Source organism: Arthrobacter sp. 01L42 (genome assembly GCF_056400005.1).
This window is the reverse complement of record NZ_JBFTSL010000022.1, coordinates 1-26,394: the sequence shown is the minus strand read 5'-3', so window position 1 is coordinate 26,394 and position 26,394 is coordinate 1. Positions and strand designations below refer to the sequence as shown.

Sequence of the window (26,394 nt, the reverse complement as noted above, 5' to 3'; positions counted from 1 at the left end):
AGGCTGGGGGAGCCGATGCGCACACCAAGAGGAACACCGCTAGGAGTGCGCGCCCAAGACGGTGAGGTCGAAGAGTCCTCATTGCTTACCGACAATGTTTCCGACATCATCAACATGCCAAGCGTTGTTGCGGTATGCAACGAGGAGAAGGTTGCCCGTATCGTCTCTTTGCTCTCCCTTCTGCGCGACACTCCCGTCGGCCCTGACGTATGTCAACGGGACTTGATGAACCTGGACAGCAACCTTGTAAAGCCCGTCGGCTCCAGCTGAAAATGTCGTTTCCACAGCAGGAGTGGTGATCTGACCACCTATCAGCCAGCGTCCGTCTTGATGCCAAGGGATGATGTCGCGCTTGGCCTCTCCGCATGGAGAGCATGCGGTAGAGGTGACGCTTTCCAGGGGGCCCACGTCGCCGGTCTCGTACCCGTAGCTGAGGAGTTTGAACCAGTACCGCGCAAACGCCTCCAGTCCTTCCTTCGTCTCCGCCTTCGCAGCTTCCGGCAACTCGGGTACTGGGACGTTCTGCGCCTTGCCGGTCGCGTCGGCGGGCTTGTAGCTGGCAGTAGGTGTCGGAGTTGCGCTCGGGGTGGCCGGCTCTGAGGGACTCTGCGAAGCAGCCGGTGGAGATCCGGGAGGCGGCGTTCCACCCTCGCTGCACGCTGTGGCCGACATCAGGGAGATCGACACCCAAGCGACCGCACAGGCTCGCCAGGGACCGGAAAGCGAAGTGCGAGATGTCATGGTCAGCTACTCCCCCGATAGAAAATCAAGACGATTGAAGCCAATTTGTGGCTTAAGGGTAACCGAGATCACATTTTGCCGGTCAAAATTATCCACAGGCGGCATGTGCCCGCCCATCGGACCGGCAGAACACCCCGGCAGTGCCTTGCCAGTCCTTTAGCCCCTAGCCAGCGACGGTCTGATTCAGAACAATGAACCCATGATGTTCGAACACGAAGACGGCAATCCGATCCTCACACTTGACGACGACCAAGCCTGGACATTGATTGAGGGCACAAAGCACGGCAGGCTCGTGGTCACCGTGGCCGGAGAACCCGACATTTTCCCGGTGAACTACGCGGCCAGCGGCCGGAAACTATTCCTCCGCACCGCCCCGGGAAACAAACTGGCCGAGCTCACCATCAACTCGAAGGTGCTCTTCGAAACCGACGGAATCCTGTCCGACGAAGCATGGTCAGTAGTCCTGCGCGGCACTGCGCGCGTGCTCGACCAATCGGCGGATATCGCCGACGCTGAGGCCCTCGGGCTGAAACCGTGGGTTCCGACGTTGAAGGACTTCTACGTCGAAATTACGCCGACGTCGCTCAGCGGACGCCACTTCCAGTTCGGCGAACACCCGGAGCGGGAAATCTAACGCCCGACGGCGGCTACCGCCCGCAGTTCCCCGTCCCCGCACCGCCGCCCCCGGTCCGCTTCAGACCCGCACCCCGAGGCTGCTGCCCGACGGCTGCTGCCCGACGGCTGTTGCCCGGCGCCAAGACTTGGCACCCGCCTAGACTTAAACAATGGCGGACAAGCTGACTCCGGAGCGGCGCAGCTGGAATATGTCCAGGATCCGGGGCAAGAACACCAAGCCGGAAATGCTGGTCCGCAGGCTGCTGCACGCGAAGGGATACCGCTACCGCCTGCACGGCACCGCGGGCGGCGGCAAACTTCCGGGCAACCCCGATCTCGTCTTCGCCGGCCGCCGCAAAGTCATCTTCGTCAACGGCTGTTTCTGGCATTTCCACGACTGCCGGGTGGGCCAGCACGCACCCCAGGCAAACGCCGAGTTCTGGGAAACCAAGCGCACGCGCACCCGGAACCGCGACGCCGCCCAGCGGCTTCAGCTCGAACTCGATGGCTGGGAAGTCCTCACCGTGTGGGAGTGCGAACTGAAGGACCGATCGGCGTTGGAGCTCCGCCTCGATGCCTTCCTCCAGGGCCCTCCCCTCCACAGTCCTTTCCTGCACAGCCCGGCCCGGGACGAGCCCTCCTGAGGATCTTCGCTGAGCAGCAACGCCCCGCGTGTCGCGCGGCCCACCTCCAGTGCAGGCTGAACGACCTCAGCTAATATTCGACTCCGGGGGCGATAGGCATTATTCGGTCAGTACCAACGCGTACTGCAAACACGGGAGAGCGCACGATGCCGCACTTGCTGATGTCCAACGACCAGCCCGAAACGGCTGCTGCGCCAACAGATTCCAGTCCCACAGATTCCAGCCCCACGGATTCAGACCCCACAGTTCTGCCGTTCCGTCGCCTCGGCCACACGAGGCTCCACGGCTTCCGGCCCCGCCCGCTCCGCGGAGCGAACCCGGATCTGGAGCCGCTGCGCCGGCAGGCGGCCTCGATCATTGATGAGGTTCTGGCTGGCACCAACCCGGAAGAAGCTGACGTACGGGAGAAACTCCAGTGGCACGTCGCCAACAACCCGGGCCAGCCGGAAAAGGCGCTCCTGGAACATTTGCGGACAGTGGCCGACCAGCAGGAATCCGCCTAGCCGGCGGACCTGTCGATACTGGCCTGCCGGAGCACTTCGCCCCACGACTGCTGGGCAAGATCTGCCACGGCGGCCAGGATTTCCGACGGCGGTAGCGACAGATCCAGCGGGAACTCAACAATGTCGATGTCGGTATTGAGAATTCGGCGCAGCTTGATTTCCCCGGCTCCCGGGTAAACGATCCACGCCGTCGGCACCCGCAAGGATGTGCAGTAGGCCAGCATCCGGTAATGGTCGCCCGAAAGGGACGCGCCGACGTCGGCCGCGGCCTTGTACTTGGCGTCGTACACCATCACGGGCCGGCCGCCGAGGAAGTGGACGGCACCGGGCTGCACCACAATGCGGTCCGAGTCGCGGACGGCCTCGTTCAGCAAGGCGTTGTAGCGCAACCGCATTTCTCCGGGGTAGGCGGCCATGGCTTCGCGCAGGGCTGTTCCCACGAAGTCCTCGAACACCCTTGCCATGTCCACCACGAACGACGCCGACTGCTGCTTTCCGTCGCCGGCCTCCGCCGACGCGTTCCGCAGGATCAGTTCGGCGAGCCGAAGAGCGGCGTGGTAGCGGGTGTTCATCCGGCTGGGCCGCCACTGCGGCAGCGGCGCGCCGGACTGAAGGCGCGTCACGGCGTCGAGCTTTCCCTTGAGCTGGCGCAGGCGGCTCAGGACTTCCGGCCGAACCCGCGGCACCTGGGACATCCGTTCCAGTGCGGCGCGCAGAATCCGGTTCTCCGCGATGTCCTCGGTGAACTCGTCGTAGGAGACTTCCAGCGGAACCAGCATGCCGGGCCGGCGGGAAATCTGGTCCGACATCCGGATCCGGCCCTTGACGGTCCGGAGGGATTCTTCCACCATGAGATACCCCTGCAGCACGCCGCGGCTCAGCGCCCGGTCTGCGAGCTGCGCCAGGGATTCGGCCAGGGCGCTCCAAAGGTCGGTGTGCTCCACCGCGGCGACAGAATCGTCCCGGAACCCCTGGTCCCCCGCGTAGCCGAGCAGGAACAGCAAACGGCTCAGACCGAGCCGATCTTTCGGTCGCACCTCCAGCTGCACGGCGGGAGTGCGCACCGAGCCGACGGTCCCCACCGGTTCGACCCGGTACAGGCCCATGCCCATCGGCGAGGCCTTCGCCAGGCCGCTGGCGTTGACGTAGGCGGCAGTGTCCGGATCAAGCCGCTCCACGACGCCGACGGAGAGTTCGTCGAGGACAATGTGCCGGCAGGCCTCCGCCCCGCCGCGTCCGGATGAACCGCGACCTGATGAACCGCGCCCGGCCGGACCGGCTCCGGATGAACCCCGGTGGTCCGAGGCCTTGCGGTCCGACGAACTGCGGTCCAGCGCTATGGCGTCTCCGGCCAGCCTAGGCATGCGCCAGGCGGCCCAGGAGTTGTTCCAGTCCGAACCGTTCCTCGAGCTGGGCGCGGTTGAGCTGGCCGTGGTAATGCTCCTCCAGCAGCGGCATGAGCTCGTATTTCCAGATCCTGCGCAAGCCCTTAGGCGTCTGCGCAGACTTCTTCATGAAGTAGGAGGGCCCGATCATGAGGTCGCGGTCCCATTCGTCGATCGCGTCGTTCAAAGCGTCAAGCAGCAGGGCCGGGGTCGTGTCCAGGTCACGGGCCTGGAGGAAGCGCAGCAGCGAGCCCTTCACCGGTTCCGTCTTCGGGTGCAGCTCGATGAAGGAGAAACGCCGCCGGATGGCCGCGTCCATCATCGCGATGGAACGGTCCGCGGTGTTCATGGTGCCGATGATGTAAAGGTTGTCCGGCAGGGTGAACGGCTCGTTGGGGCTGTACTGAAGGTAAATCCGGTCGTCACGGTATTCGAGCAGGAAGTACAGCTCGCCGAACACCTTTGCCAGGTTGGCCCGGTTCATCTCGTCGATGATCAGGAAGTACGGTTTGCTCTCGTTCCCGGGCTTGGCCGCTTCCTCGGCGAGCCGGCGCAGAGGTCCTGCCACGAGCTTGAAGGACACCTGTCCCTCGTCCGTCTTGTCCGGGCGGAAGCCCTCGAAGAAATCCTCATAGGCGTACGACGGGTGGAACTGGACCAGCTTGACCCGCTCGTCCGTGGTGTCGCCGGCGAGCTCGGCGGCGAGGTGTTTGGCGAGGTACGTCTTGCCGGTTCCCGGCGGACCGTAGAGCACCAGCTGCCGGTTCTCCTCGAGGAGTTCGGCGATTTCCTGCAGCGGCTCCAGGTCCATGTGCAGGGACGCGGCGAACTCCGGCGTCAGCGGCCGGAACCCGTCACAGGCCGGTTCGACGGCGGCATCCGGCGCGGCGCCGTCGCCGTCCTCGGCTTCCGCTTCAGCCGGCAGCAGCGCCTCAAGCGCCTGGATCACGCGGGTGATGTCCACGATGTTGCCGGAAGTGGTCAGCTGGCGCTGCACGTGGCGGGGCAGCCCGGTGGCGTCGTGTTCCTCATCGAACCAGCGGACCTTGCGGCGGAGCTGGCGGTTGTCTTTGGCATGCTCCGGTTCCCCGAGGACCACGCCGATCCGGACCTTGCCCGAGCTCTGGTAGAGCGCAAGGTCACCCGGCTTCATGACGGTCAGGAAGGCGAAGACTGCGGTCTTGGTGTCCTCACGCTCCACGTAGCCGAGGTGCTTGTAGTCCTCGTCAACGGCATTCTGGACCAGCCCCGCGGAGACGCCGGGGTCCAGCAGGCGGAGGTGTTCGACGTCGAGCGTCACCGCTTCCTCGTCCCGCCACTCCCCCAGCAGCTCGGCGTTGTCGTGGTGGGTGCGCAGGAGCCAGGCGCGGCGGCCGGGGTCGCCGACCTTCCGCCACTGGCTCACCAGCTGGCGTGAGTACCAGTCGATCCGCTGCCCGGCCTGCTGGTCCAGGTGCAGGCGGATCCGGTGGATGTCCGCCGAAATGTCCTCGTCGCTGTCCCCCTTGGCACCGCCCACGAGGGAAGCGAAAGCGTCACGGATCTCCTGCCGTTCGACATCGGCCACCACGGGTTCGAAATAGCTGGGCCAGACCAGGAACTCAATGCTGCGGCGGATGGCCGGCTGGTCATCCGGGGTGCCGGCGACCAGCCGGTGGAAGGCCAGCGGATCCTTGACCGCGGCCTGGACGACGTGGGCCGGCCGCTGTGCGACATGCTGCACGAAGCGGCAGAGCCATTTCAGGTGGTCCCAGATGGTCCAGTTGAATTCCGCGGTGCGGTCCCGGATCACGCCGTGGTCCGTCATGCCCGCGTAGAGCTCGTCGGGGAGCTCCAGCGCAGGCTCCAGCCAGGATGCCGCCTCGGCGACGCGGGCCCGCTTGACCTTCAGCGACTTGACCTCGTGGGCCAGCGGCAGGGACTGGAGGAAGAGTAGCTCCACGGCCAGTTGCTTCGCCCCGCGGGTGGCGTCTTCCAGATTCTGGCGCAGGTTAGTCATCATCGGCGCCTTGGGATCCGGAACGCCCCGTTCGAGGCGTTCCAGCAACTCCGCGGCAGCCTGGACGGACCACGTTTTGGTGCGGCCGTCCAGTGGGGACGCCTTGCCGAGCAACCCCGGGCCCAGCACAAACCACGCCGCGTCTTCAATCTCCTTGGAGATACCGAGGGCGCGGTGCAGGGCAGGCTTCTTGGTTGGGGTCATACGTTCAATTTACAGGCTTAAACTGAACGCGCCCATTTAACGCCGCCCCTAAACTACCGGCCAGTAGATTATGGACGGGCGGGCAGCAGACCCGATTTCGCGCCGGGCCGGCGCTTCACGCCGAAGGTGAAATACGTGGCCGGACCGATGAAATTCACCAGCGTGGCGAGCCGCCACATGGCCTTGCTGCCGCGGATCTGCGCAGCCGGGCGTCGGCTGATGTCCGTCTGGGCTGCGACCAGCAGCGAGAGTTGGACGATGCCAGCCGAGATGGTTCCGAACCGTGCCATCGGCGAGAGTTCGTTCCACTTCTTCTTGCGGGTGTGCTGCTTGTGGATGTTCTGGTGCAAGGTGTTGCCCAGGTTGTGATGCATGTTCTTGTGCATGTCTTTGCCCATGTTCACGGCGACCACGCCTCCTTATGCGTCGGGATTGTTCATTCTAGGAGCCGTGCCGGGAACCGGAACAGAGGCTATGGGACCGGGTGGGCGCGGGTGTGGGGAGCCAGCCGATCCTTCTGCTCCGGCGTCAGCCGCAACACCCGGCCGGTTGCCTCGTCCACAAAGGCAAGATGGCTCGTGGCCCGGACACAGTCCTCCCGCGTGACGGGATCCTGCACCAGGTAGTGGATGTCGAAGCTGGCGCCCTTAATCGCCCCGATCCACAACTGGACGACGGCGGGCACGTTCCGGTACTCAAGGGTCCTGACGTACCTGATCTTGTGCTCGACGACGAGCGCCAGCGTCCCTTCCGGAATTTCGTTGAAGAGCGGCACCAGCGGTTCGGTTCCCGGCAGCCCGGGACCCCGGGGCGGCCCGAAAGCCGCGATCCGTGCTTCTTCGAGGATCCGGACAATCTGGACGTTGTTGATGTGCCCGTAGGCATCCATGTCGCTCCAGCGCATCGGCACCTCCACCTCGAGGCGCCAGGGCTCCGTGGATGTGTTCTCCTCAGCGGGTCCACCCTTCCCGGCGGGGCCTGCTGCTGTGCCTGCGCTCTCCCTGCCGGGCCCGTTCCCGCCGGCTGCGCCCTTCCCGGCGGGGCATGCGGCGCTCAGCTGTGCACCGCCGTCGCGTCCTCCGCGGAATCCGCCACGGCAGAGTCTGCGTCCTCACCGGCGAACTGGGACATGTACAGCCGGTAGTACGCGCCCTGCAGGGCCAGCAGTTCGGCGTGCCGGCCCTGCTCGACGATCTGCCCGTCCTCCATGACAAGGATGGTGTCCGCGTCCCGGATGGTGGAAAGGCGGTGGGCGATGACGAAACTGGTGCGCTCCGTCCGCAGCGCCGCCATGGCCTTCTGGACCAGGGCTTCGGTGCGGGTATCCACGGAACTCGTGGCCTCGTCCAGGATCAGCAGCGACGGGTTCGCCACAAAGGCCCGGGCGATGGTGATCAGCTGCTTTTCGCCGGCACTGACGTTGTTGCCCTCTTCGTCGATCACCGTGTTGTAGCCGTCCGGCAACGCCCGGACGAAGCGGTCCACGAACGTGGCTTTGGCCGCCGCCATGATCTGTTCTTCGGTGGCGTCCAGCTTGCCGTAGCGGATGTTCTCGTAGATGGTTCCGCCGAACAGCCAGGCGTCCTGCAGCACCATGCCCACCTTGGCGCGCAGCTCCGAACGGCTCAGCCGGGTGATGTCCACACCGTCCAGGGTGATGCTGCCGGAGTTGAGCTCGTAGAAGCGCATCACGAGGTTGACGAGGGTGGTTTTGCCCGCCCCGGTCGGTCCCACGATCGCCACCGTGTGGCCGGGCTCGGCCGTGAAGGACAGGTCCTCGATCAGCGGCTTGTCCGGCGTGTAGCTGAAGGTGACGTGCTTGAACTCGACGTGCCCGTCGGTCTTCGCCGGGAGGTGCTCGGTGGCGGTCTCGGCGTCCTGTTCGTCGGCGTCGAGGAATTCAAAAACCCGCTCGGCGGAGGCCACACCGGACTGCAGCATGTTGGCCATGCCGGCCATCTGGCCCAGCGGCTGGGTGAATTCGCGCGAGTACTGGATGAACGCCGTGGCGTCGCCCAGGCTCATGCTGCCCGAGGCCACGCGCAGCCCGCCGACGACGGCGATCCCGACATAGCTGAGGTAGGAGACAAACTGCATGACCGGCATGATCATGCCGGAGACGAACTGGGCTCCGAAGCTGGCCTTGTAGAGTTCCTCGTTGCGCTCGTCGAAGCGGGCCAGCATGTCGGCGTCGCGGCCGAACACGCGGACGAGGTCGTGGCCGGAGAACGATTCCTCGATCTGGCCGTTGAGCTCGCCGGTGTTCTTCCACTGGGCGGCGAAGAGTTTCTGGCTGCGGGCGCCGATGATGCCGGCGGCCACGCCGGAGAGAGGCAGGGCGACGAGGGCGATCAGGGCCAGCTGCCAGGACACGATGAACATCATGATCACGATCCCGATGACCGTCAGGGCCGAGTTCACGAGCTGGGCGAAGGCCTGCTGGAGCGCCTGCTGGATGTTGTCGACGTCGTTCGTGACACGGGAAAGGATGTCGCCGCGCTGGCGGGTATCGAAGTAGTTCAGCGGCAGCTTGTTGAGTTTCTTCTCGGTGTCATCGCGCAGCGTGCGCACCACGCGCATGACCAGCACGTTGAGGACATAGCCCTGGAGCCACAGAAAGATGTTGGCGACGAAATACATCACCAGCACCACGCTGATGAGGAACGCGAGCTTCTGGAAATCGATGCCGGCGCCCGGCACGACGTCCATCTTGGCCAGCATGTCGGCAAAGTTGTCCTGGCCCTGGGAGCGGAGTCCTTCGATGAACTGTTCTTTGGTGGCCCCGGCCGGGAGCTGCTTGCCGACCACTCCGGCGAAGATCACGTCCATCGCCTGGCCCAGGATCCTCGGGGCAATGACGTTGAGGACGACGGCGACCGTCACCATGGCGAGCACGGCGGTGATGCCGGCGCGCTCGGGTTTCAGCAGTCCCATGAGCCGTTTGGCCGAGGGCCAGAAGTGCTGGGCCTTCTTGGCCGGCACGGCGCCGAACATGCCGCCGTCGGCCTCGCCGGGCGTGTACTCCTCCTCGATGAAGTCATCTTCGATCAGATCGGTGGCGTCCGTATCAGTTGCGTCCGTATCGGCAGTGGTCGCGCCGGCTGCGGTGGCCGGCGTGGTGGAGACTTTCTCGTTGGTGCTCATGCCACTGCCTCCGCGCTCAGCTGGGATTCGACGATTTCCTGGTAAGTGCTGGAGCTTTCCAACAGCTCCTCATGTGTTCCGCGATCCACGATCCTGCCGTTGTCCAGCACGAGGATCTGGTCCGCGTCGGCGATGGTAGACACCCGCTGGCCGACGATGATCACCGTGGCATCGGCCGTCTTGGCCTTGAGCGCCCGGCGGAGCCTGGCGTCGGTGGCGACGTCAAGGGCCGAGAACGAGTCGTCGAACAGGAAGACCTTGGGTTCGGTGACGAGCGCGCGGGCGATGCACAGCCGCTGCCGCTGGCCGCCGGAGACGTTGGTGCCGCCCTGGGCGATCCGCGCTGCGAGGCCACCCTTCTTTTCGCGCACGAACTCCGCGGCCTGGGCGACCGTCAGCGCCTCCCACAGGTCCGAGTCCGTGGCCTCGGGCTTGCCGAAGCGCAGGTTGTGCTCAATGGTTCCGGAGAACAGGTAGGGCCGTTGCGGCACCATGGCCACGCGCTGCGTGATCTCGGCGCGGGCCAGCTGGGTGACGGGGACGCCGTCGAGCAGGACCTCGCCCGACTCGGCGTCGTACAGCCGCGGGAGCAGGGCCAGCAGGCTGGACTTGCCGGCGCCGGTGGAGCCGATGATCGCCACGGTCTGTCCGGGCTCGGCCGTAAAGCTGATGTTGCTGAGCACGGGAGCCTCGGCGCCAGGGTAGGCGAAGGTCACGTTGCGGAATTCGACGCGGCCGCCCTTTGCCGCAGGCGCCACCGGGGTGAGCGATTCGTGGATGGAGGGTTCGACGTCGAGCACTTCACCGATCCGGTCGGCGCAGACCGAGGCGCGGGGAATCATCATGGCCATGAAGGTGCCCATCATGACGGCCATCAGGATCTGCAGGAGGTACTGGAGGAAGGCTGTCAGGGAGCCGATCTGCATCTCGCCGGCATCGACGCGCTGGCCACCGAACCAGAGCACGGCGGCCGTGGAGATGTGCAGGATCATGCCGATGGCGGGGAACATCAGCACAAACAGGGAACCGATCTTCAGCGAGACGTCGGTGAGGTCCTGGTTGGCCGCGCCGAAGCGCTCGGCCTCGTGGGGTTCGCGCACGAAGGCCCGGACCACGCGGATGCCGATGATCTGCTCGCGGAGGACACCGTTGAGCCGGTCGATCTTCTCCTGCATGGAACGGAAGAGCGGCATGAGGCGGACCACGAGGTAGCCCACCACGACTACGAGCAGGGGCACGGACACCCAGACGAGCCAGGACAGGTTGAGGTCCTCGCGCAGGGCCATGAAGATCCCGCCGATGCACATGATGGGTGTGGCCACCATGAAGTTCAGCGCCATGAGCATGAGCATCTGGACCTGCTGCACATCGTTGGTGCCCCGGGTGATCAGGGTGGGGGCGCCGAAGAGGTTGACGTCCCGCGCCGAGAAGCTGCTCACCTTGCGGAACACGCCGCGGCGCAGGTCCCGGCCGAACGCCATCGCCGCCTTCGAGCCGAAGTAGACGCCGGCGATCGCGGTGGCCACCTGGATCAGCGCGACGCCGAGCATGACGCCGCCGGTGCGCCAGATGTAGTCCGTGTCGCCGCGGGAGACGCCCTCGTCGATGATCTGGGCATTGAGGCTGGGGAGGTACAGAGCCGCGATGGTCGAGGCCAGCTGGAAGATGACCACAGCCGCGATGTATGGCAGATACGGCTTGGAATAGCGCCGCATGAGGGTAACGAGCATGCCCACGAGTCCTTACGAAGACTGAATTATAGGGAGACCAAATTATGGGGAGAGCAAAGTATGGGAGAGCTAAATAGTGAAGTTTATTGGAAGGCTGATTGGAGACTAGCCCATGGGACCGACAGCCTTAGCCACCCAACTCTACGAAAACCCTCGCCCGGGAGGAACATCGGGAGCTGAATATCATCCAAACGGCGTACTAAAGCGGCTGCTGTGGTCTCCCCCGCAACCGTCTCGCCGCAAACGAAGGCCCCGCAGCCGCCCCTCGAGGCGGCCGCGGAGCCTCTGCGGTCCGGTACTGTGAGCCGGCGCTACTCGGTCCGGTGCCGCCCATGGGTGGCGATGTAGTCGGCAGCCGCGCGCTGCATCTTGCGCTGCTTGGCGAGCTGCCGGCGCAGGGCCGTGAGCTCCTCGGCAACCCGGGCCTGTTCCGCGGCGATCGCACGCTGCTCGGCGGCCTGCTCCTGCACGGCGCGCAGGGCGTCCGCCAGCAGCAGCTGCTGCTCCGCGAGGAGCCGCTGGGTCTGGAGCATCACAGGTACGACGTCGGCGGCTTCGGGCCGGTCCTCGGCAACCAAGGTCCGGGTCCGCTGGCGGGCGGCATCGGGGAAGCGGGATTCGGCCCGCTCCCGGCTGAGCACCTCGATGAATTCCCGGTCCAGGTCAACGATGCCGGTTCCGCCGGCGGGCGAAGCTGCCCCGGCGTCGTCGTTCCCTGTGGTCCTGGTGTAACCCGTGTTCCCCAGAGCCGGGGCCGTGGCACCGGCCATCGCGGCCATTCCGGCGTCCGGGGCGTCCCCTGCGAGTTCGGCGGGCTCCGGCCGGACGTCGACGGTGCGGCGCAGCGGGCGTTCCTTGATGAACAGGATGGCCACCAGCGCCACGAGTCCGACGACTGCGGAGATCAGGAAGACCTCGGCGATCGCGTCGCCGTAGGCGGCACGCATGATGTCGCGGATCGGTGCCGGCATGTCCTTGAGGTCCATGCTGGCCCCCGCGGATCCGGCGGGAACCTGGATGCCGGCCGAAGCCAGCCCCTCCACGACGAGCTCCTTGACCCGGTTGCCCAGCACGGCGCCGAGGACCGAGACGCCGATCGCACCGCCGACGGACCGGAAGAAGGCCACAGAGGCGCTGGCCGTGCCGATGTCCTTGGCCTGGACCGTGTTCTGGACGGCGAGGACGAGGTTCTGCATCAGCAGGCCCAGGCCGACGCCGAGGATGGCGGTGTAGATACCGGTCAGCCACAGGTCAGTGGTGTGGTCCATGCTGCCGGCCAGGCCCAGGCCGCCGATCAGCAAGATGGCGCCGGCCACGAGGTACCGCTTCCACTTGCCGGTGCGGCTGATGAGCATGCCGGAGGCGACCGACCCGATGAGGTTGCCGGCGATCATGGGCAGCGTAAGCAGGCCGGCCTCGGTGGGGGTGGCGCCGCGTGCCACCTGGAAGTACTGGCCAAGGAAGGTCGAGGAGCCAAACATGCCCACTCCGACGGCCACCGAGGCGAGGATCGCGAGGGCGGTGGTCCGCTCAGAGATGATCTTGAGCGGGATGATGGGCTGGGCGACCTTGGATTCCACCAGCACGAGCAGGCCAAGGAGCACGATGCCGCCGCCCACCATGGCGACCGTCTGCCACGACCACCAGTCGTAGTAGTCGGGATTGCCGGCGAAGGAGACCCAGATGAGCAGCAGGCTGACGCCGGAGGTCAACAGGATGGAGCCGAGCCAGTCGATCTTGGCCGGGCGCTTGACGTGCTGGATCTTGAGGGTGACCTGCAGCAGGATGAGCGCGACCACAGCGAGCGGAACGCAGACGAAGAAGGTCCAGCGCCACCCCAGCGGGCTGTCGACAATGAAGCCGCCGAGCAGCGGGCCGCCTGCCGTGCCCACGGCCATGACGCCGCCCATGTAGCCGGAGTACTTTCCGCGGTCGCGCGGCGGGATCATGGAGCCGATGATGGCCTGGGCCAGGGCGGTGAGGCCGCCCATGGCGATGCCCTGGATGACACGGGCGGTCAGCAGCAGCGGGATGGTCTCGGACAGGCCGGCCATAACGGAGCCCGCCACGAAGATCACGATGCTCAGCTGGACGAGGACCTTCTTGTTGAAGAGGTCCGCGAGCTTGCCCCAGATCGGGGTGGTTGCCGCGTTGGCAAGGAGCGCGGCCGTGATCACCCAGGCGAAGTCCGTCTGGGTGCCCTTGAGTTCGGACATGATGGTGGGCAGCGCGTTGGCGACGATCGTGCTGCTCAGGATGGCGGTGAAGAACGCCGCCAGCAGCCCGGTGAGGGCCTCCATGATCTGGCGGTGAGTCATCGCCACAGGTTCTGCGGCGGTCTGGGATGCGCGGGATGCCCCCTGCGGAACGTCCGACGGGGCCGGGGACGGCCCTGTGGCGGCGGCGTGGCTAGCCATATATCTACTCCTCAACAATTTCGGTCGTATTCGTGGGTCCGGCCGTCGTTGCCCGGGCTGAGGTCCTGAGGGACTCAGCAAGTTTTTCGAGGGTGCGCGCCGTCAGTTCGACGTCGTCCTGGCTCCAGTCCCGCAGCAGGTCCTGGATGGTGGCCGTCCGCTGGTCCTCGATGAGACGCAGTTTCTCCGTGCCGGCGGCAGACAGGGCGATCAGCTGCGCGCGGCCGTCTTCCGGGTCCGGCCGGCGGACCACATAGCCGTGCTCTTCGAGGTCGGCGATGTGCCGGCTGAGGACCGGGGCGCTGACGCCGAGCCGCTCCGCAAGATGCGTGGCCCGGGATTCGCCCTCCCCCACAAAGCGCAGAACGCCCTGAAGCGCCACTCCGGTGTCCTGCCCGCGCAGGCTGGCGGCGGCAACGCAACGGACCGCGCGCTGCAGATCGAAGATCTGGTAGACGAGTCTGGCTGCAGCGTTGGATTCAACTGACATGATGGACACCCCTCTTTTGTTTGCCCTAGGCAACTATATACGAAAATGGTTACTTCGGGAAACTAACTCTCTCGTGGGAGGTGCCGCGCGGCCTCGAAAGACCCTTAAATAGCAAACGCGGACCAGCCGGGTCTGCCCCTCGCGGTGAGGGGCAGACCCGGCCGGTCCGCGCTGCGCAGCGGTGCTGCTGTGGTGCTGCTGTGGTGTTGGTGCGCCTACGTGGCCAGGTGGGTGGGGCCGAACATCTGGAGCAGGGTTTCGACGACGACGACGTTGGGGCCGTCCGCGGCGAAGCCCGCCTTCAGGGCGTCCCCGACGTCCTCCGGGGCAACCCGGACGGCCGGGACGCCGAAGGACTCTGCCAGCTTGACGAAGTCGGGGCGGGCGAGCTCAGTGGCCGTGGCCTTGCCGAAGGCGCCGACCATGTATTCGCGCAGGATGCCGTAGCCGCCGTCGTCCACAATGAGCCAGGTGACCGGGACGTTGTGCTGCTTGGCGGTGGCGAGCTCGGAGATGGAGTACATCGCCGAGCCGTCGCCGGAGACGGCCAGCACTCTGGCGTGTCCGGCAGGTGCGCCGGCGGATGCGCCGGTGGTTTCGAGCCCGACGGCGCCGCCGATCGCCGCGGGGAAGCCGAAGCCCAGCCCGCCGGCGCCCTGCGCGGAGTGGAACTGGCCGTCGCGGGCATCCCAGCAGCTCCAGCCCCAGTAGGCCGAGATGGTCATGTCCCAGAACGTCTGCATGGCCGCGGGAACGGCCTCGCGGATGTCGGCCATGAACTTCAGTTCCTTGCCGAGGTCCTGGGACTCGAGCCGGGCCTTGACCTTGGCCAGGGTGTCCTTGACGAGTACCTCGGGAGCCGTGCCGTGCCAGTCGGCACGTTCGCCGTGCGGTTCAGTCAGGGCGGCGTCGAGGGCGGCCAGGGCCTGGCCGGCGTCCGCCCGGATGCCCAGTCCCGGGCGGTTGGACTCCAGGACGCGGGGCTCGGCGTCGATCTGGATGATCCGGCCGCGCGGTTCAAAGGTGAAGTAGTTGGAGGTGACCTCGCCCAGGGAGGAGCCGATGACGATCAGCACGTCGGCGTCCTCGAGCACCTCCGTCATGTACTGGTCCTCGATCCAGGACTGCAGGGAGAGCTCATGGTTCCACGGGAACGCGCCGTTGCCGCCCGGGGTGCAGATGACCGGCGCCCGCAGCTTCTCCGCAATCGAGAGCAGCGACTTTTCGGCATGGCCGCGGCGGGTGCCGCCGCCGGCGATGATGGCGGGACGTTCCGCCGTCGAGAGCCATTTCACGGCTTCGCGGACCAGCTCCACGCGGGGCGGGTTGTCGGCCGCTTCGGCGAGGGCGTCCTCCACGGGAGGCACCATGATGGGGTCCAGCAGGACGTTCTGCGGGATTTCGAGCCACACGGGGCCCTGCGGCGAGGAGATCGCCTCGGTCCAGGCATCCTGGATGGCCGAGGGGATGCCGGAGGCGTGCTGGATCAGCCGCTGGGACTTGGTGACGTTCGCGGCCGAGGCCTTCTGGTCATCGAGCTGGTGCAGCATGCCCTTGCGCCGGGCGCCAAGGCCCTCGAGCGGGATCTGGCTGGCCACGACCACCATGGGAACGCCGGTGGCGTAAGCCTCCTGCAGCCCGGCCAAGGACGTCAGCGCGCCCGGGCCGGTGGACAGGAACAGCACGCCGACTTCGCCAGTGGCGCGGGAGTAGCCGTCGGCGGCGAAGGCCGAGTTGTTCTCGACCCGGGAGGAGACGAAGTGCAGGTTCCCGCGGCCCATCGCGTCGAACAGGCCCAGGGCGTGCTGGCCCGGGATGCCGAAGACCGTCTTGGCGCCGAGCGCCTCAAGGGTTTCGACGACGAGGTCCCCGCCGTTGCGCACGCCGGTCATCGCGAAGCCACCGGCGAAGCCACAGAGGAGCTGAAGCCGGCGGGTCGGCGGGATTCCTGGCCGAGGGCCTGGGCAGCGTAGCCGTTCGGGGCGCCGAAGCGGTCCCCTTCGACGGCGCGGTCCGCCATCAGTGTTACGAGTTCGTAGGCGACGTGGCTTGCCGCCACGCCTGTGATCTCGGCGTGGTCGTAGGCCGGGGCGACCTCGACGACGTCGGCACCGACGAGGTTCATGCCGCGGAACCCGCGGATGATTTCCAGCAGCTCGCGGCTCGTGATGCCGCCGGCTTCCGGCGTGCCGGTGCCCGGGGCGTGCGCGGGGTCAAGGACGTCGATGTCCACTGAGATATAGAGCGGGCGGTTGCCGATCCGGTCCCGGACCTTGGCGACCGTCTCCAGGACGCCCTGGTAGTAGACGTCGGCGGAGGTGACGATGCCGAAGCCGAAGCGGTGGTCGTCGTCGAGGTCCTTCTTGCCGTAGAGCGGACCGCGGGTTCCGATGTGGCTGATGGCCTCGGTGTCCAGGATGCCTTCCTCGACGGCGCGGCGGAAGGGTGTGCCGTGGGTGTACTCGGCGCCGAAGTAGGTGTCCCAGGTGTCCAGGTGCGCGTCGAAGTGCAGCATGGCTATGGGGCCGCCGGCGCGCTCGGCGGCGGCGCGCAACAGCGGCAAGGCGATGGTGTGGTCGCCGCCGAGGGTGACGAGCTTGCTGCCGGACGCCGTCAGGTCCAAGGCGTTCTGCTGGATGGTTTCGATGGCGTCGTTGATGTTGAAGGGGTTGACCGCCATGTCGCCGGCGTCGGCAACCTGGATGTTCTCGAAGGGGCTGACGTCCCAGGCCGGGTTGTACGGCCGCAGCAGGCGGCTGGCCTCGCGGATGTGGTTGGCCCCGAAGCGGGCGCCGGGGCGGTAGGAGACGCCGGTGTCGAACGGCACGCCGACCACCGTGACGTCTGCCTTGGCCACCTGGTCCAGGCGCGGCAGGCGGGCATACGTGGCAGCCCCGGCGTAGCGTGGGACGCGGGATGAATCGATGGGGCCAAGGTTGCCATTGGCCTCGATGCGCAGCTCTTCCAAAAGAAGCCTCTCCTTCGAGGATTGACCGACGGTTGTGACAGCCATCATACACTCGAAGTTTCGTATTGCGCATCAGTTGTTTACCAACCTCAGGCGATGGCCGACGCGCCCCGCTCCCCCGTGCGGACGCGGACGGCGTCGCGCACCTCGATAATCCAGATCTTGCCATCGCCGAAGCGGCCCGTGCGCCCTCCCTCTTCAATGGCAGCCATGACGGCGCCGAGGGCGCCCTCGTCGACCAGGACTTCGAGCCGCACCTTGGGCAGCAGGTCCGAGCTGTATTCGGCGCCCCGGTACACCTCGGTATGGCCCCGCTGCCGGCCGTAGCCGCTGGCCTGGCTCACGGTCAGGCCGTTGACCCCGGCCCGCTCCAGGGCCGCGCTAACGGCCGCGACCCGCTCCGGCCGCACAATCGCCGTGACGAGCTTCATGACGACACCCTGCCGCGGACGGCCTCACCCTCGGCCTCGGCGTTGGTCCCGGCCGGGACTTCGGCGTGGGTCCCGGCGTGGGCCGTCGCGTGGGCCTCGGCCGCATCAGTCCGGGCATGCGGGTCACCGGGGTGGAAGCTGCCGCCGACCATGAGGAGTTCATACGCCGTTTCGGCGTGCTCCGTCACGTCAATGCCGGAGAGCTCGTCGGCTTCGGAAACGCGCATGCCGATGCTCTTGTGGATCGCGAAGCCAATCAGTGTGGTCATGGCGGCGCTCCATGCCGTGACGATCAGGGCGGTGAGAATCTGTGGCCAGAACTGCGCCAGGCCGCCGCCGTAGAACAGGCCGCCGGCCGTCTTGGTGGACGGAAGCGCGAAAAATCCGAGGGCCAGGGTCCCCCACAGGCCGCCGACGAAGTGCACGGCCACGACGTCCAGGGAGTCGTCGAGCCCGATCTTGAACTTCAGCCCGACGGCGAGCGCGCAGACAGCCCCGGCGATCGCGCCGATCAGGATGGCGCCGATGGGGTCGATGAATCCGCAGGCCGGGGTGACTGCCACGAGTCCCGCGACGGCTCCCGAGGCGGCGCCGAGCGAGGTGGCATGCCCGTCGCGCAGCCGCTCCACGAGCAGCCAGCCCAGCAGGGCGGCGCTGGTGGCGAGCAGCGTGTTGGTCCAGGCCAGGGCGGCCGTGGCGTCGGCGGCGAGTTCCGAGCCGGCGTTGAAGCCGAACCAGCCGAACCAGAGCAGCCCTGCGCCGAGCATCACGAACGGCAGGTTGTGCGGGCGGATGTTAGGGTCTTTCATGAAGCCGAGCCGTTTGCCCAGAACCACGGCAAGCATCAGTCCGGCAATGCCGGCGTTCATGTGGACCACCGTGCCGCCGGCGAAGTCGAGGGCCGAGATCTTGCTGCCGATGATGCCGGTAGGTCCGAAAATGCCGCCGCCCCAGACCCAGTGCGCGATCGGCGCGTAAACGAGCGTGACCCAAAGGGCGGCAAAGAGGAGCCAGGGGCCGAACCTGACGCGCTCGGCCACCGCGCCGCTGATCAGTGCGACGGTGATGATGGCGAACGTGGCCTGGAAGCCGACGAAGATCATGTCCGGCAGGCCTGCCGCCTTGGAGCCGATGCTGGTGGTCAGCCCGCTCAGGCCGAAGTTGGTGAAGGGATCCCCGACGAAGCCGCCCAGCGCATCCGGGCCGAAGGCCAGGCCATAGCCCCACAGGGCCCAGACGACGGCCACCACGCCCATGGCGCCGAAGCTCATCATCATGATGTTGAGGACGGACTTCATTCTGACGAGCCCGCCGTAGAAGAACGCAAGCCCGGGGGTCATCAGGAGGACCAGAGCGGACGCCGTGAGCATCCACGCGGTCGATCCGGGGTCAAGGACCTGCGGATCTGTTGCCATTCCTACTGCAAGCACAGAGAACTTCATAGCGGGAGCCTTCCTCGAGTGCCGGCGCTCCGAGGGCGCCGATGCGGCGAGACCATGTGACGTTTGGGACTGACGAGCGTCCCCCCGCCGTTGACGCTACTCACGGCGTGTTTCGGGAAGGCTTTCCCATTCTTGCGGGCACGTTACGTGCCGGCTCCGGGCATTAAATTGCCGTTTCCGGCAGATTGCCGGAATGTGACGTACATCTCACCGCGGCCGATCTCACCAAGGAAAGCGAGGTCAGCTGTACTTGAGGGTGAGCAGCAGGCGCTTGAGCTGGCTGTACTGCTCCGTGGTCATCCAGGCTTTGGCGGCGTCGACGGAGGCAAACGCCGGGCTGCCGAAGAGCACCCTGGCTTCCGCCCCGCCGTTGGCGAAGCTGACGTAGGCGGAGCCGGAGTCAGAGACCGCGGGCGCGAAGTCGCGTTGCTTGCGCACGCTCATGTGGAAATCGGACTGGTCGGCAAGGGAATCGAACGCGAAGCCGAAGGCCAGCTGTTCGCCGTCCACATCTTTCAGCCCCGGCACCGGGGCGGTGTCCAGCACGGTGCGGGCCACCGGGCCGGAGGCGTTGCTGGCGCTGGTGCTGCTGGTGATGGAAGCCAGTTCGTTGCCGGTGGCGTCGGCGATGACCGCCTGCGGGCCCCGCAGCTTGGCCGCGTTCCCGGGCGAGCCCACCAACCGGACGGACCAGCCGCTCGGATAGGAGAAGGAGAGGTGCCCGTCCGGGAAGGTGAAGGTTTTCACGCCGGCCACCGCGCTGGCCGTGGCCGTGGGCGCGGCCGGGACGGGGGTAGCGGAGGCGCTCGGGGCAGCCGAGGGCAGGGCCGAAGCGGCAGAGGAGGCGGTCGGGGCGGCCGCGCCGGATTCCTGCTGCGCCGGGGCCGCGGTTTCACTGGCGGGACCGCTTGCCGTTTCGCCGGCCCGCTGGCCCGGGGCGGCGCACGAGCTCAGGCCAAGGGCGGCCGCGAGCGCGGCGGCCACGGCCAGGGACAGAAAGACGTTGTTGCGGTTCATGGATCCCCCAGTTGATGACGCGAGCGGCTTCGGCTCGTCCTGTGTATCTCCGGCGTGCGCCGTGCGGATACTTTTGCGGTGGTTACGGATGCGTTCATGTCCTCAGCGGCTGGCGGCGGGCACGAGCACCCACAGCACCTCGACGGCGTCGTCCGTGGGATTGACCCAGGTGTGGGGTTCCCGGCCGGGGAACGTTACGGTGTCCCCGGCGCTGAGCTCGAATTCCTCATTGGTGAGGATCAGGCGGATGCTGCCCTTGACCACATGCAGGACGTCGACGTCGCAGTCCACGGCATAGAGCTCGGACTCGCCGCGCCCGCGCGGCTCGATCACGGCCTGGATGATCTGGACGCGGCGCTCGGAGCGCGCGGTCAGCAGCCGCTCGACGATCCCCTCGCCGCCGAGGGAGATTCGGGGGCCCTCATTCTGCTTCGTGAGGTGCGTTTCGGGGGCGGCGAAGAGGTCGCCGATAGAGATCGACAAAACCTGGCACAGCGTTACCAGGGAGGCAACCGAGGGCGAGGTCAGGTCCCGCTCGACCCGGCTCAGGAATCCCTTGGTGAGCCCGGTGGCGTCTGCGACCTGTTCAATGGTGAGCCGCTGGGACTGCCTGGCCGCGCGGATCCGCGAACCGATGGCAACGGGAACATTGCTCGGTTCAACTGGTAGAGCCTTCATTTAGGAACCTTTCACGGCCGGCCGCTTGGCCCCATCATTGGAGCAATCCTAGCGGGAGCGGGCCTTCGTGACGCGGAGGCGGCGGCACCACGCCCTGCGCCTTGACTGTTACCGGAGTCACAACATACTCTTTGGCAACATGTGTTGCCTATTAGGCAATACCGGGGGTTCCGACGGAAATCCTCCTCTAACCACTTCCCGCAGCAGCGGCCTTGCCGAACATACTGTTGAGGCCCGGCAGGCCCGCATCCGCTGTCAACCAGCTCCAAGGAGCCTTTAATGGACGCAACTTTCGTCAACATCGCAATCGTGGTGGTGTACCTGGCCGCCATGCTGGCGTTCGGATGGTGGGGCAAGTCCCGCACTAAGAACAATAGCGACTTCCTCGTCGCCGGCCGCCGCCTCGGCCCGTTCCTCTACACCGGCACCATGGCCGCCGTCGTCCTGGGCGGCGCCTCGACCGTCGGCGGCGTGGGCCTGGGCTACAAGTTCGGCATCTCCGGCATGTGGCTCGTCGTCGCAATCGGCGCCGGCGTCCTGCTGCTGAGCCTGCTCTTCGCCAGCACCATCCAGAAGCTGAAGATCTATACCGTCTCCCAGATGCTGACCCTGCGCTACGGCAGCAACGCCACGCAGACCTCGGGCATCGTCATGCTTGCCTACACGCTGATGCTCTGCGCCACCTCCACGGGCGCCTACGCCACCATCTTCGTGGTGCTCTTCGGCTGGGACCGCGCCCTCGCGATCGCCGTCGGCGGGGCAATCGTGCTGGTGTACTCGACCATCGGCGGCATGTGGTCCATCACGCTGGCCGACCAGGTCCAGTTCGTCATCAAGACGGTCGGCATCTTCTTCCTGATGCTGCCGTTCACGCTCAACGCCGCCGGCGGCCTCGACGGGATCCGCAGCCGGGTGGACGCCACCTTCTTCCAGATCGACGGCATCGGCGCCCAGACGATCATCACTTACTTTGTGGTGTACACCCTCGGCCTGCTGATCGGCCAGGACATCTGGCAGCGTGTGTTCACCGCCAAGACGCCTGAAGTCGCCCGCTGGGGCGGCGCCACGGCCGGCATCTACTGCATCCTCTACGGCGCAGCCGGCGCCCTGATCGGCCTCGGCGCCCGGGTGGCCCTGCCGCAGATCGACGTCAAGGCCCTGGGCAAGGACGTCGTCTACGCCGAGGTCGCCACCCACCTGCTGCCCATCGGCATCGGCGGCCTCGTGCTGGCCGCCGCCGTCGCCGCCATGATGTCCACCGCCTCCGGCGCCCTGATCGCGGCCGCCACCGTGGCCCGCGCCGATGTGCTGCCGTTCGTTGCCGGCTGGTTCGGCAAGACGGTCAACACCGATGACACCGACAACCCGGAACACGACGTCAAGGCCAACCGCATGTGGGTCCTGGGCCTGGGCATCGTGGCAATCGTGATCGCCATCGTCACCAAGGACGTTGTCGCGGCCCTGACCATTGCGTACGACATCCTGGTAGGCGGCCTGCTCGTGGCCATCCTTGGCGGCCTGGTCTGGAAGCGCGGCACCGGCGTCGCCGCCGCGGCGTCCATGGCGGTGGGCTCGGTCATCACGCTCGGCACCATGATCATCCTGGAAATCAATGCCGAGGTTCCGCTGGACGGCATCTACGCCAACGAGCCGATCTACTACGGCCTGGCGGCTTCCGCGGTCGTCTACATCGCGGTGTCGCTGCTGACCAAGCCGACGGATCCCGCGGTCATGCAGAACTGGCGCCGGCGTGTCGCCGGCCGCGCGGCCGAGGAAGAAAAGGCCCCGGCCCTCACGCACTAGGGCCCAGGCCCGGCAGGGTCTTGACCGCAAGTTAAAGGTCGACGGCGGCGCTCCCCATTCGGGGGCGCCGCCGTCGGCCGTTAGGCAATTTAACGGGCCGCGGGAGGATCACTCATTTGCCTCCGGCGCAAGGAATTCCTCACCTTCCACGGGCACCACCGGCGTCTCGTCGCCCAGGAAGTCTTCCGCGTCCAGGGGAACGAGCCGGTCGGCCTCTTCGAGAAGCTCCTCGTCCTCGGTCTCCGCGGCATCACTGACGGGCGCGTCCTCGGCGTAGTCGTAGGCGGGATCGGACTCGAGTGACTCCCGGGCCGGCTGGATGGGATGTGATGCGGTGCTATCCATGATGCAACCTCCATGCGGCTTCGGTGGCGGCAAGGCCCCGGGGAGCCCGCCCTGGGTTTCATTCGAACACCGCGGACCCGGGCGGTCAAGGGCCCACAATTGCTGCCGGAAAGCGGCTGCGGGCGGGCCCGCCGGGGCAGGGCAGTTACGGCCTCCCTAAACTTTCCACTGAGGATTGCCAGCCGGAAAAGCGCGGAAATACGGGGTAGTCTGGAGTCGCAATGGGGCCGGACCATGCCCGACCAAACCCAGGAGTTTTTCGTGTCTCAGCACACCGAATCGGACCGCAACGATTCTTCGCAGCACCACCCGACACAGCCCTCTTCGGTCCGCGATACGGACCCGCGCCCCGCCTCGCCGCACGCCTCTGCTGGCCCCGGGGCGGCTCCCTCCACTGCCGCTCCCGTCAGCGCACCGAGCCCGTCGCCCGCAACAGACGCGAGCGCAGCGCCCAGCGCAGCGGACATCAAGCGCTGGCGACAGTATCTCGCCGATGAACGTGCCGAGGCGGCCGTCTACCGGGACCTGGCGCAGAACCGCGCCGGGGAGGAACGCGCCATCCTGCTGGCGCTGGCCGAGGCCGAGGGACGCCATGAAGCGCACTGGCTCCAGTTGCTGGGCGATCACGCCGGCAAGGACCGGCATGCCTCCTTCCGGAGCCGGTTCCTGGGCTTCCTGGCCCGGCACTTCGGCTCGGTCTTCGTCCTGGCCCTGGCCCAGCGGGCGGAGAGCCGCTCCCCGTACGCCACCGAATCGTTCGCCACCCCGGCCATGGTCGCCGACGAGCAGATCCACGAAGAAGTGGTCCGCGGGCTGGCCACCCGGGGCCGCAACCGGCTGGCCGGAACGTTCCGCGCCGCCGTGTTCGGCGCCAACGACGGGCTGGTCAGCAACCTGTCCCTCGTCATGGGCATGGCGGCCTCGGGCGTGGGCAGCCAGGTGGTACTCCTCAGCGGCGTCGCCGGGCTGCTGGCCGGCGCACTGTCCATGGGGGCCGGCGAGTTCATTTCCGTGCGGTCGCAGCGGGAGCTCCTCGCCGCGACCCGACCCACCCAGATCACGTTGGCGGCGGCGCCGCTGCTCGATATCGAGCACAACGAACTCCTCCTCGTCTACCTGGCCCGCGGCATGTCCCGGGAGGCCGCCGAGCACCGCGTCGCGGAGCGGATGGGCCTGTTGGACTGCGACTGCGATCCCAGCCTGTCCCTGCGTCCGGAACTGCCCGAAAGCGAGGACCAGCACGAGGCGGTCGGCACCGCCTGGGGCGCGGCGGCGTCGAGCTTCTGCTTCTTCGCCTCGGGCGCGATCGTGCCCATCATTCCCTTCCTGCTGGGCATGACAGGACTCGCCGCACTGGTGGTTTCCGCGTCCCTCGTCGGCTTGGCGCTGCTGCTTACCGGCGGCGTCGTGGGCCTGCTCTCCGGTACCTCGCCCGCCACCCGCGGCCTGCGCCAGCTGGCCATCGGCATGGGTGCCGCGGGCGTGACGTACCTGCTGGGCATGGCCTTCGGCGCCGTGGTTGGCTAGTGGACGGCCCTGAATTTCGGGACCGCGGACCTCGGCACAGCCGGCCAGCCACCGCTCTGCGGATCATCAGGAACCTCGCCGCCGCTGCGGTGATCGCCGCCGGCGCCTTCCTCACCGCCGGACTCGTCTACGGCGATCCGAGGTTCACGGGCCTCTTCGAGGTCTCCCGAGGAACGGGGAACAACGCAGGGCACAGTGCAGAAAACAAAGCAGGCAGTGACCTGCAGGCACAGCCCCAGGCTGGCCAGAAATCCGGCCAGCCTGCCGTGCCGGCCGGCGAAGACCGGACGGACACTCCCCCGCCCGGGCTCGAGGAGCAGGACCACCCCCTCGGCGCGGCCCGGAAACCGGAGGCCGCCAGCACCTCGTACAAGTTCCTCGCAACGAATGACGACGGCACTCCGGTGGGTTACTCGCCGTGCCGCCCGCTGCACTACGTCATCAATGCCGCCCTGGCCCCGCCGGGTGCCGAGCGGCTCGTGGACGACTCGATCCGGACGATCTCCGAGGCCACCGGAATCACCTTCATCAATGACGGCCCCACGTCCGAGGCCCCCTCGTCCACACGTGCGCCCTACCAAAAGAATCTCTACGGGGACCGGTGGGCGCCGCTGCTGATCGCCTGGACCACCCCGGAGCAGGCGCCGCAGCTCAAAGGCCCGGTGATCGGCACAGGCGGAAGCACACACTTCAGTTTCGGCGACGGCCCCAAGAGCTTCGTCACCGGCAGCCTGGAGCTGGATGCCCCGCAAATCGCGGAAGACCTGGACCGCTCCGAGGGAGCGGCCTATGCCACGGCCGTGATCCTGCACGAGCTCGGCCATGTGATGGGCCTGGAGCATGTCGATGACCCGGCCCAGCTGATGTACCCCGAGATCGGAGCCCCGGACGGGCTTGCCGCCGGCGACCTGAACGGACTCTACGAGCTCGGCCACGCCCAGTGCCGCAAGGATCTCTGACCCCCTAGCGCTCCAGCGCCTCAAGGGCTTCTTCGACCGTATCGACCAGGAAGATCCTTCCCTCCATCCGGCGCCCTGACGCCAGGCTATGTAAGAGGGGCCAGGCCGGGAATCGCCGCAGCCAGTGTTCGTGACCCACCAGGACCATGGGAGTGACGGTTTCCGGAGCGGCGTAGTAGTTCTCGCAGGCGTCCTGGAAGATCTCCTGGACCGTGCCGCCCGAACCCGGCAAAAAGACGATGCCGCCGTTGCACAGTTCAAGCAAGATGGCTTCCCGGATGGCATTCGCGAAGTATTTGGCCACATGCGTGGCAAAGAAGTTCGGTGGTTCATGGCCGTAAAACCATGTGGGAATCCCCAGCGACGGCACACCCGCCGGGTGGCGTTGGGCGACCGCCGCGGCCGTCCGCGCCCAGGCGGCCACCGAGGGGCGGAAGGACGGCACCGCCGCAAGGTCGGCCAGGGCCCGCCGGAAGTCCGGTTCGGGGGCCTCGCTGAGGAAGGCGCCAAGATTCGCGGCCTCCATGGCCCCGGGGCCGCCGCCCGTGGCTACCACCCGACCGCTGCGGGCCAGCAGCCGGCCCAGCAGCGCGGCTCCCTCAAAGACGGCGGTGCCGCGGCGGGCAATGTGTCCGCCCATGACCCCCACCATCGTGCGGCCGGCGCGGAGATAGGTGCCGGCCAGTTCGTCGAGGGCCACGCCGATCGAGTGGTCATGCAGGGCGGCGGCCAGTGTCGCATCCAGCCGGCGTCGCTGGCCCGGCCGGATGCTCCACTGGTACACCCGAGCGTCGAGCGTGTCCTCGTAGGGTGAGGTGGCGATCCCGGAATAGAGTTCCTGCGGCGTGTACAGCTGCCCGCGGTAGGGGTTGAACGGCACGGCCGTGAGCCGGGGAAAGATGAGGGCGCCCCGGCCGCGCAGCAAGTCCTCCACACCGTCGTCGAACCTGCAGCCCAGGAAGACCGCGCCCTGGGCCTCAAGCGCCTCCAGTTGGGCCCGGCGGCCCCGCAGGTCCAGCGACTGGACATGCCAGCCGTGCATGCTGCGCGCCCCCGCCGCAACCAGCCGGTCGAAACCGGCAAGGCTCTCGACCTCCAACGTGCGTGGGCTGGGGTGAAGGCTGCGGGCGGCGTTCATGGAGCCAGCCTAGACCGTGGCCAAGCTCCCCCGTTGCGCTATCACTCTTGGTGGCCATTCCGGGATGTGCTGTCTCACCTCATCGTTGACACTTCATGTCTCAACTGATCGTGGACGGTTCATGTCTCAGGACTTCGTGGACGGTTGCCTGCCCGTGCCGTTGAGGCCGATGTAGACGGTTCCTTTGGGCGGGCGCGGGTGGCTGATGATTTCG

Annotated in this window: 23 protein-coding genes; 6 read left to right on the top strand and 17 right to left on the bottom strand. The window is 67.0% G+C overall.

Annotated features, from left to right (window positions below; translation table 11 throughout):
• Positions 1-78 precede the first annotated feature (78 nt).
• Positions 79-687 carry a DUF6318 family protein gene (locus tag AC1DN2_RS17820; protein WP_476851387.1) on the bottom strand — a complete coding sequence of 203 codons (609 nt, stop codon included), beginning with the start codon at positions 685-687 and terminating at the stop codon, positions 79-81.
• A gap of 253 nt (positions 688-940) precedes the next feature.
• Between AC1DN2_RS17820 and AC1DN2_RS17815 the strand changes: the two genes are divergently transcribed.
• From AC1DN2_RS17815 to AC1DN2_RS17805, 3 genes are all read left to right on the top strand, one after another.
• Positions 941-1,375 carry a pyridoxamine 5'-phosphate oxidase family protein gene (locus AC1DN2_RS17815; RefSeq protein ID WP_223915503.1) on the top strand — a complete coding sequence of 145 codons (435 nt, stop codon included), beginning with the start codon at positions 941-943 and terminating at the stop codon, positions 1,373-1,375.
• Between the two features lie 151 nt (positions 1,376-1,526).
• Positions 1,527-2,000 carry a very short patch repair endonuclease gene (locus tag AC1DN2_RS17810; protein ID WP_079550431.1) on the top strand — a complete coding sequence of 158 codons (474 nt, stop codon included), beginning with the start codon at positions 1,527-1,529 and terminating at the stop codon, positions 1,998-2,000.
• A gap of 146 nt (positions 2,001-2,146) precedes the next feature.
• Positions 2,147-2,503, top strand: a complete 357-nt coding sequence (locus AC1DN2_RS17805) for a hypothetical protein (protein ID WP_476851386.1) — start codon at positions 2,147-2,149, stop codon at positions 2,501-2,503.
• Here the strand turns inward: AC1DN2_RS17805 and AC1DN2_RS17800 are convergent.
• The 14 genes from AC1DN2_RS17800 to AC1DN2_RS17735 all read right to left on the bottom strand — a co-directional run bounded on the left by AC1DN2_RS17800 (position 2,500) and on the right by AC1DN2_RS17735 (position 20,408).
• Positions 2,500-3,867, bottom strand: a complete 1,368-nt coding sequence (locus tag AC1DN2_RS17800; RefSeq protein WP_476851385.1) for a 5-methylcytosine restriction system specificity protein McrC — start codon at positions 3,865-3,867, stop codon at positions 2,500-2,502. The genes AC1DN2_RS17805 and AC1DN2_RS17800 overlap by 4 nt on opposite strands.
• Positions 3,860-6,091, bottom strand: coding sequence for an McrB family protein (locus AC1DN2_RS17795; protein ID WP_476851384.1), 2,232 nt, complete (start codon positions 6,089-6,091; stop codon positions 3,860-3,862). The genes AC1DN2_RS17800 and AC1DN2_RS17795 overlap by 8 nt, the downstream gene beginning before the upstream one ends.
• A 68-nt stretch (positions 6,092-6,159) precedes the next feature.
• On the bottom strand, positions 6,160-6,504 hold the full coding sequence (locus tag AC1DN2_RS17790) for a hypothetical protein (protein ID WP_308288878.1): 345 nt from the start codon (positions 6,502-6,504) through the stop codon (positions 6,160-6,162).
• Between the two features lie 59 nt (positions 6,505-6,563).
• A complete protein-coding gene (locus AC1DN2_RS17785; RefSeq protein WP_476851383.1) occupies positions 6,564-6,995 on the bottom strand; it encodes an acyl-CoA thioesterase in 432 nt (143 codons plus the stop codon).
• A 149-nt stretch (positions 6,996-7,144) separates the two neighbouring features.
• Positions 7,145-9,235 (bottom strand): ABC transporter ATP-binding protein, encoded by a 2,091-nt coding sequence (locus tag AC1DN2_RS17780; protein ID WP_476851382.1) that lies wholly within the window; start codon positions 9,233-9,235, stop codon positions 7,145-7,147.
• Positions 9,232-10,965: an ABC transporter ATP-binding protein gene (locus AC1DN2_RS17775; RefSeq protein WP_476851381.1), complete on the bottom strand. Its 1,734-nt coding sequence runs from the start codon at positions 10,963-10,965 to the stop codon at positions 9,232-9,234. The genes AC1DN2_RS17780 and AC1DN2_RS17775 overlap by 4 nt, the downstream gene beginning before the upstream one ends.
• A gap of 311 nt (positions 10,966-11,276) precedes the next feature.
• Entirely contained in the window at positions 11,277-13,283 is a 2,007-nt protein-coding gene (locus AC1DN2_RS17770; protein WP_476851411.1) for an MDR family MFS transporter, read from the bottom strand.
• Between the two features lie 103 nt (positions 13,284-13,386).
• Positions 13,387-13,872, bottom strand: coding sequence for a MarR family winged helix-turn-helix transcriptional regulator (locus AC1DN2_RS17765; protein WP_476851380.1), 486 nt, complete (start codon positions 13,870-13,872; stop codon positions 13,387-13,389).
• 215 nt (positions 13,873-14,087) lie between these two features.
• Positions 14,088-15,764: a thiamine pyrophosphate-binding protein gene (locus AC1DN2_RS17760; protein ID WP_476851379.1), complete on the bottom strand. Its 1,677-nt coding sequence runs from the start codon at positions 15,762-15,764 to the stop codon at positions 14,088-14,090.
• The gene (speB, locus tag AC1DN2_RS17755) at positions 15,761-16,840 is read right to left on the bottom strand and encodes an agmatinase (protein WP_476851378.1); all 1,080 of its coding nucleotides are present in this window, start codon (positions 16,838-16,840) and stop codon (positions 15,761-15,763) included. The genes AC1DN2_RS17760 and speB overlap by 4 nt, the downstream gene beginning before the upstream one ends.
• 89 nt (positions 16,841-16,929) lie before the next feature.
• Positions 16,930-17,271 (bottom strand): P-II family nitrogen regulator, encoded by a 342-nt coding sequence (locus tag AC1DN2_RS17750; RefSeq protein ID WP_230007931.1) that lies wholly within the window; start codon positions 17,269-17,271, stop codon positions 16,930-16,932.
• On the bottom strand, positions 17,268-18,713 hold the full coding sequence (locus AC1DN2_RS17745; protein ID WP_476851377.1) for an ammonium transporter: 1,446 nt from the start codon (positions 18,711-18,713) through the stop codon (positions 17,268-17,270). Before AC1DN2_RS17745 ends, AC1DN2_RS17750 begins: the two co-directional genes overlap by 4 nt.
• Before the next feature lie 240 nt (positions 18,714-18,953).
• The gene (locus tag AC1DN2_RS17740; RefSeq protein WP_476851376.1) at positions 18,954-19,730 is read right to left on the bottom strand and encodes a hypothetical protein; all 777 of its coding nucleotides are present in this window, start codon (positions 19,728-19,730) and stop codon (positions 18,954-18,956) included.
• Positions 19,731-19,832: 102 nt separating this feature from the next.
• Positions 19,833-20,408 carry a helix-turn-helix domain-containing protein gene (locus tag AC1DN2_RS17735; protein ID WP_028275626.1) on the bottom strand — a complete coding sequence of 192 codons (576 nt, stop codon included), beginning with the start codon at positions 20,406-20,408 and terminating at the stop codon, positions 19,833-19,835.
• 279 nt (positions 20,409-20,687) lie between these two features.
• Here AC1DN2_RS17735 and AC1DN2_RS17730 point away from each other — a divergent pair, with 279 nt between their 5' ends.
• Positions 20,688-22,211 (top strand): sodium:solute symporter family protein, encoded by a 1,524-nt coding sequence (locus AC1DN2_RS17730; RefSeq protein ID WP_476851375.1) that lies wholly within the window; start codon positions 20,688-20,690, stop codon positions 22,209-22,211.
• A gap of 108 nt (positions 22,212-22,319) precedes the next feature.
• Here AC1DN2_RS17730 and AC1DN2_RS17725 read toward each other — a convergent pair whose 3' ends face one another.
• Complete coding sequence (locus tag AC1DN2_RS17725) at positions 22,320-22,556, bottom strand: hypothetical protein (protein ID WP_476851374.1); 237 nt, start codon at positions 22,554-22,556, stop codon at positions 22,320-22,322.
• A 234-nt stretch (positions 22,557-22,790) separates the two neighbouring features.
• Here AC1DN2_RS17725 and AC1DN2_RS17720 point away from each other — a divergent pair, with 234 nt between their 5' ends.
• Entirely contained in the window at positions 22,791-24,083 is a 1,293-nt protein-coding gene (locus AC1DN2_RS17720; protein WP_476851373.1) for a VIT1/CCC1 transporter family protein, read from the top strand.
• Entirely contained in the window at positions 24,083-25,042 is a 960-nt protein-coding gene (locus tag AC1DN2_RS17715; RefSeq protein ID WP_476851372.1) for a matrixin family metalloprotease, read from the top strand. The genes AC1DN2_RS17720 and AC1DN2_RS17715 overlap by 1 nt, the downstream gene beginning before the upstream one ends.
• Positions 25,043-25,046: 4 nt before the next feature.
• On the opposite strand, the gene AC1DN2_RS17710 is transcribed toward AC1DN2_RS17715, so the two are convergent.
• A complete protein-coding gene (locus tag AC1DN2_RS17710; RefSeq protein ID WP_476851371.1) occupies positions 25,047-26,180 on the bottom strand; it encodes an LOG family protein in 1,134 nt (377 codons plus the stop codon).
• Between the last annotated feature and the right edge of the window lie 214 nt (positions 26,181-26,394).

Bases quoted from the DNA above. Each gene is read 5' to 3' on its own strand.
- AC1DN2_RS17815 (WP_223915503.1), top strand. From the start codon at position 941: ATGATGTTCGAACACGAAGACGGCAATCCGATCCTCACACTTGACGAC.
- AC1DN2_RS17735 (WP_028275626.1), bottom strand. From the start codon at position 20,408: ATGAAGGCTCTACCAGTTGAACCGAGCAATGTTCCCGTTGCCATCGGT.
- AC1DN2_RS17805 (WP_476851386.1), top strand. From the start codon at position 2,147: ATGCCGCACTTGCTGATGTCCAACGACCAGCCCGAAACGGCTGCTGCG.
- AC1DN2_RS17725 (WP_476851374.1), bottom strand. From the start codon at position 22,556: ATGGATAGCACCGCATCACATCCCATCCAGCCGGCCCGGGAGTCACTC.
- AC1DN2_RS17710 (WP_476851371.1), bottom strand. From the start codon at position 26,180: ATGAACGCCGCCCGCAGCCTTCACCCCAGCCCACGCACGTTGGAGGTC.
- AC1DN2_RS17775 (WP_476851381.1), bottom strand. From the start codon at position 10,965: ATGCTCGTTACCCTCATGCGGCGCTATTCCAAGCCGTATCTGCCATAC.
- AC1DN2_RS17810 (WP_079550431.1), top strand. From the start codon at position 1,527: ATGGCGGACAAGCTGACTCCGGAGCGGCGCAGCTGGAATATGTCCAGG.
- AC1DN2_RS17765 (WP_476851380.1), bottom strand. From the start codon at position 13,872: ATGTCAGTTGAATCCAACGCTGCAGCCAGACTCGTCTACCAGATCTTC.
- AC1DN2_RS17720 (WP_476851373.1), top strand. From the start codon at position 22,791: ATGCCCGACCAAACCCAGGAGTTTTTCGTGTCTCAGCACACCGAATCG.
- AC1DN2_RS17740 (WP_476851376.1), bottom strand. From the start codon at position 19,730: ATGAACCGCAACAACGTCTTTCTGTCCCTGGCCGTGGCCGCCGCGCTC.
- AC1DN2_RS17800 (WP_476851385.1), bottom strand. From the start codon at position 3,867: ATGCCTAGGCTGGCCGGAGACGCCATAGCGCTGGACCGCAGTTCGTCG.
- AC1DN2_RS17770 (WP_476851411.1), bottom strand. From the start codon at position 13,283: ATGACTCACCGCCAGATCATGGAGGCCCTCACCGGGCTGCTGGCGGCG.
- AC1DN2_RS17780 (WP_476851382.1), bottom strand. From the start codon at position 9,235: ATGAGCACCAACGAGAAAGTCTCCACCACGCCGGCCACCGCAGCCGGC.
- AC1DN2_RS17760 (WP_476851379.1), bottom strand. From the start codon at position 15,764: ATGACCGGCGTGCGCAACGGCGGGGACCTCGTCGTCGAAACCCTTGAG.
- AC1DN2_RS17745 (WP_476851377.1), bottom strand. From the start codon at position 18,713: ATGAAGTTCTCTGTGCTTGCAGTAGGAATGGCAACAGATCCGCAGGTC.
- AC1DN2_RS17730 (WP_476851375.1), top strand. From the start codon at position 20,688: ATGGACGCAACTTTCGTCAACATCGCAATCGTGGTGGTGTACCTGGCC.
- AC1DN2_RS17785 (WP_476851383.1), bottom strand. From the start codon at position 6,995: ATGCGCTGGAGCGACATGGATGCCTACGGGCACATCAACAACGTCCAG.
- AC1DN2_RS17795 (WP_476851384.1), bottom strand. From the start codon at position 6,091: ATGACCCCAACCAAGAAGCCTGCCCTGCACCGCGCCCTCGGTATCTCC.
- AC1DN2_RS17750 (WP_230007931.1), bottom strand. From the start codon at position 17,271: ATGAAGCTCGTCACGGCGATTGTGCGGCCGGAGCGGGTCGCGGCCGTT.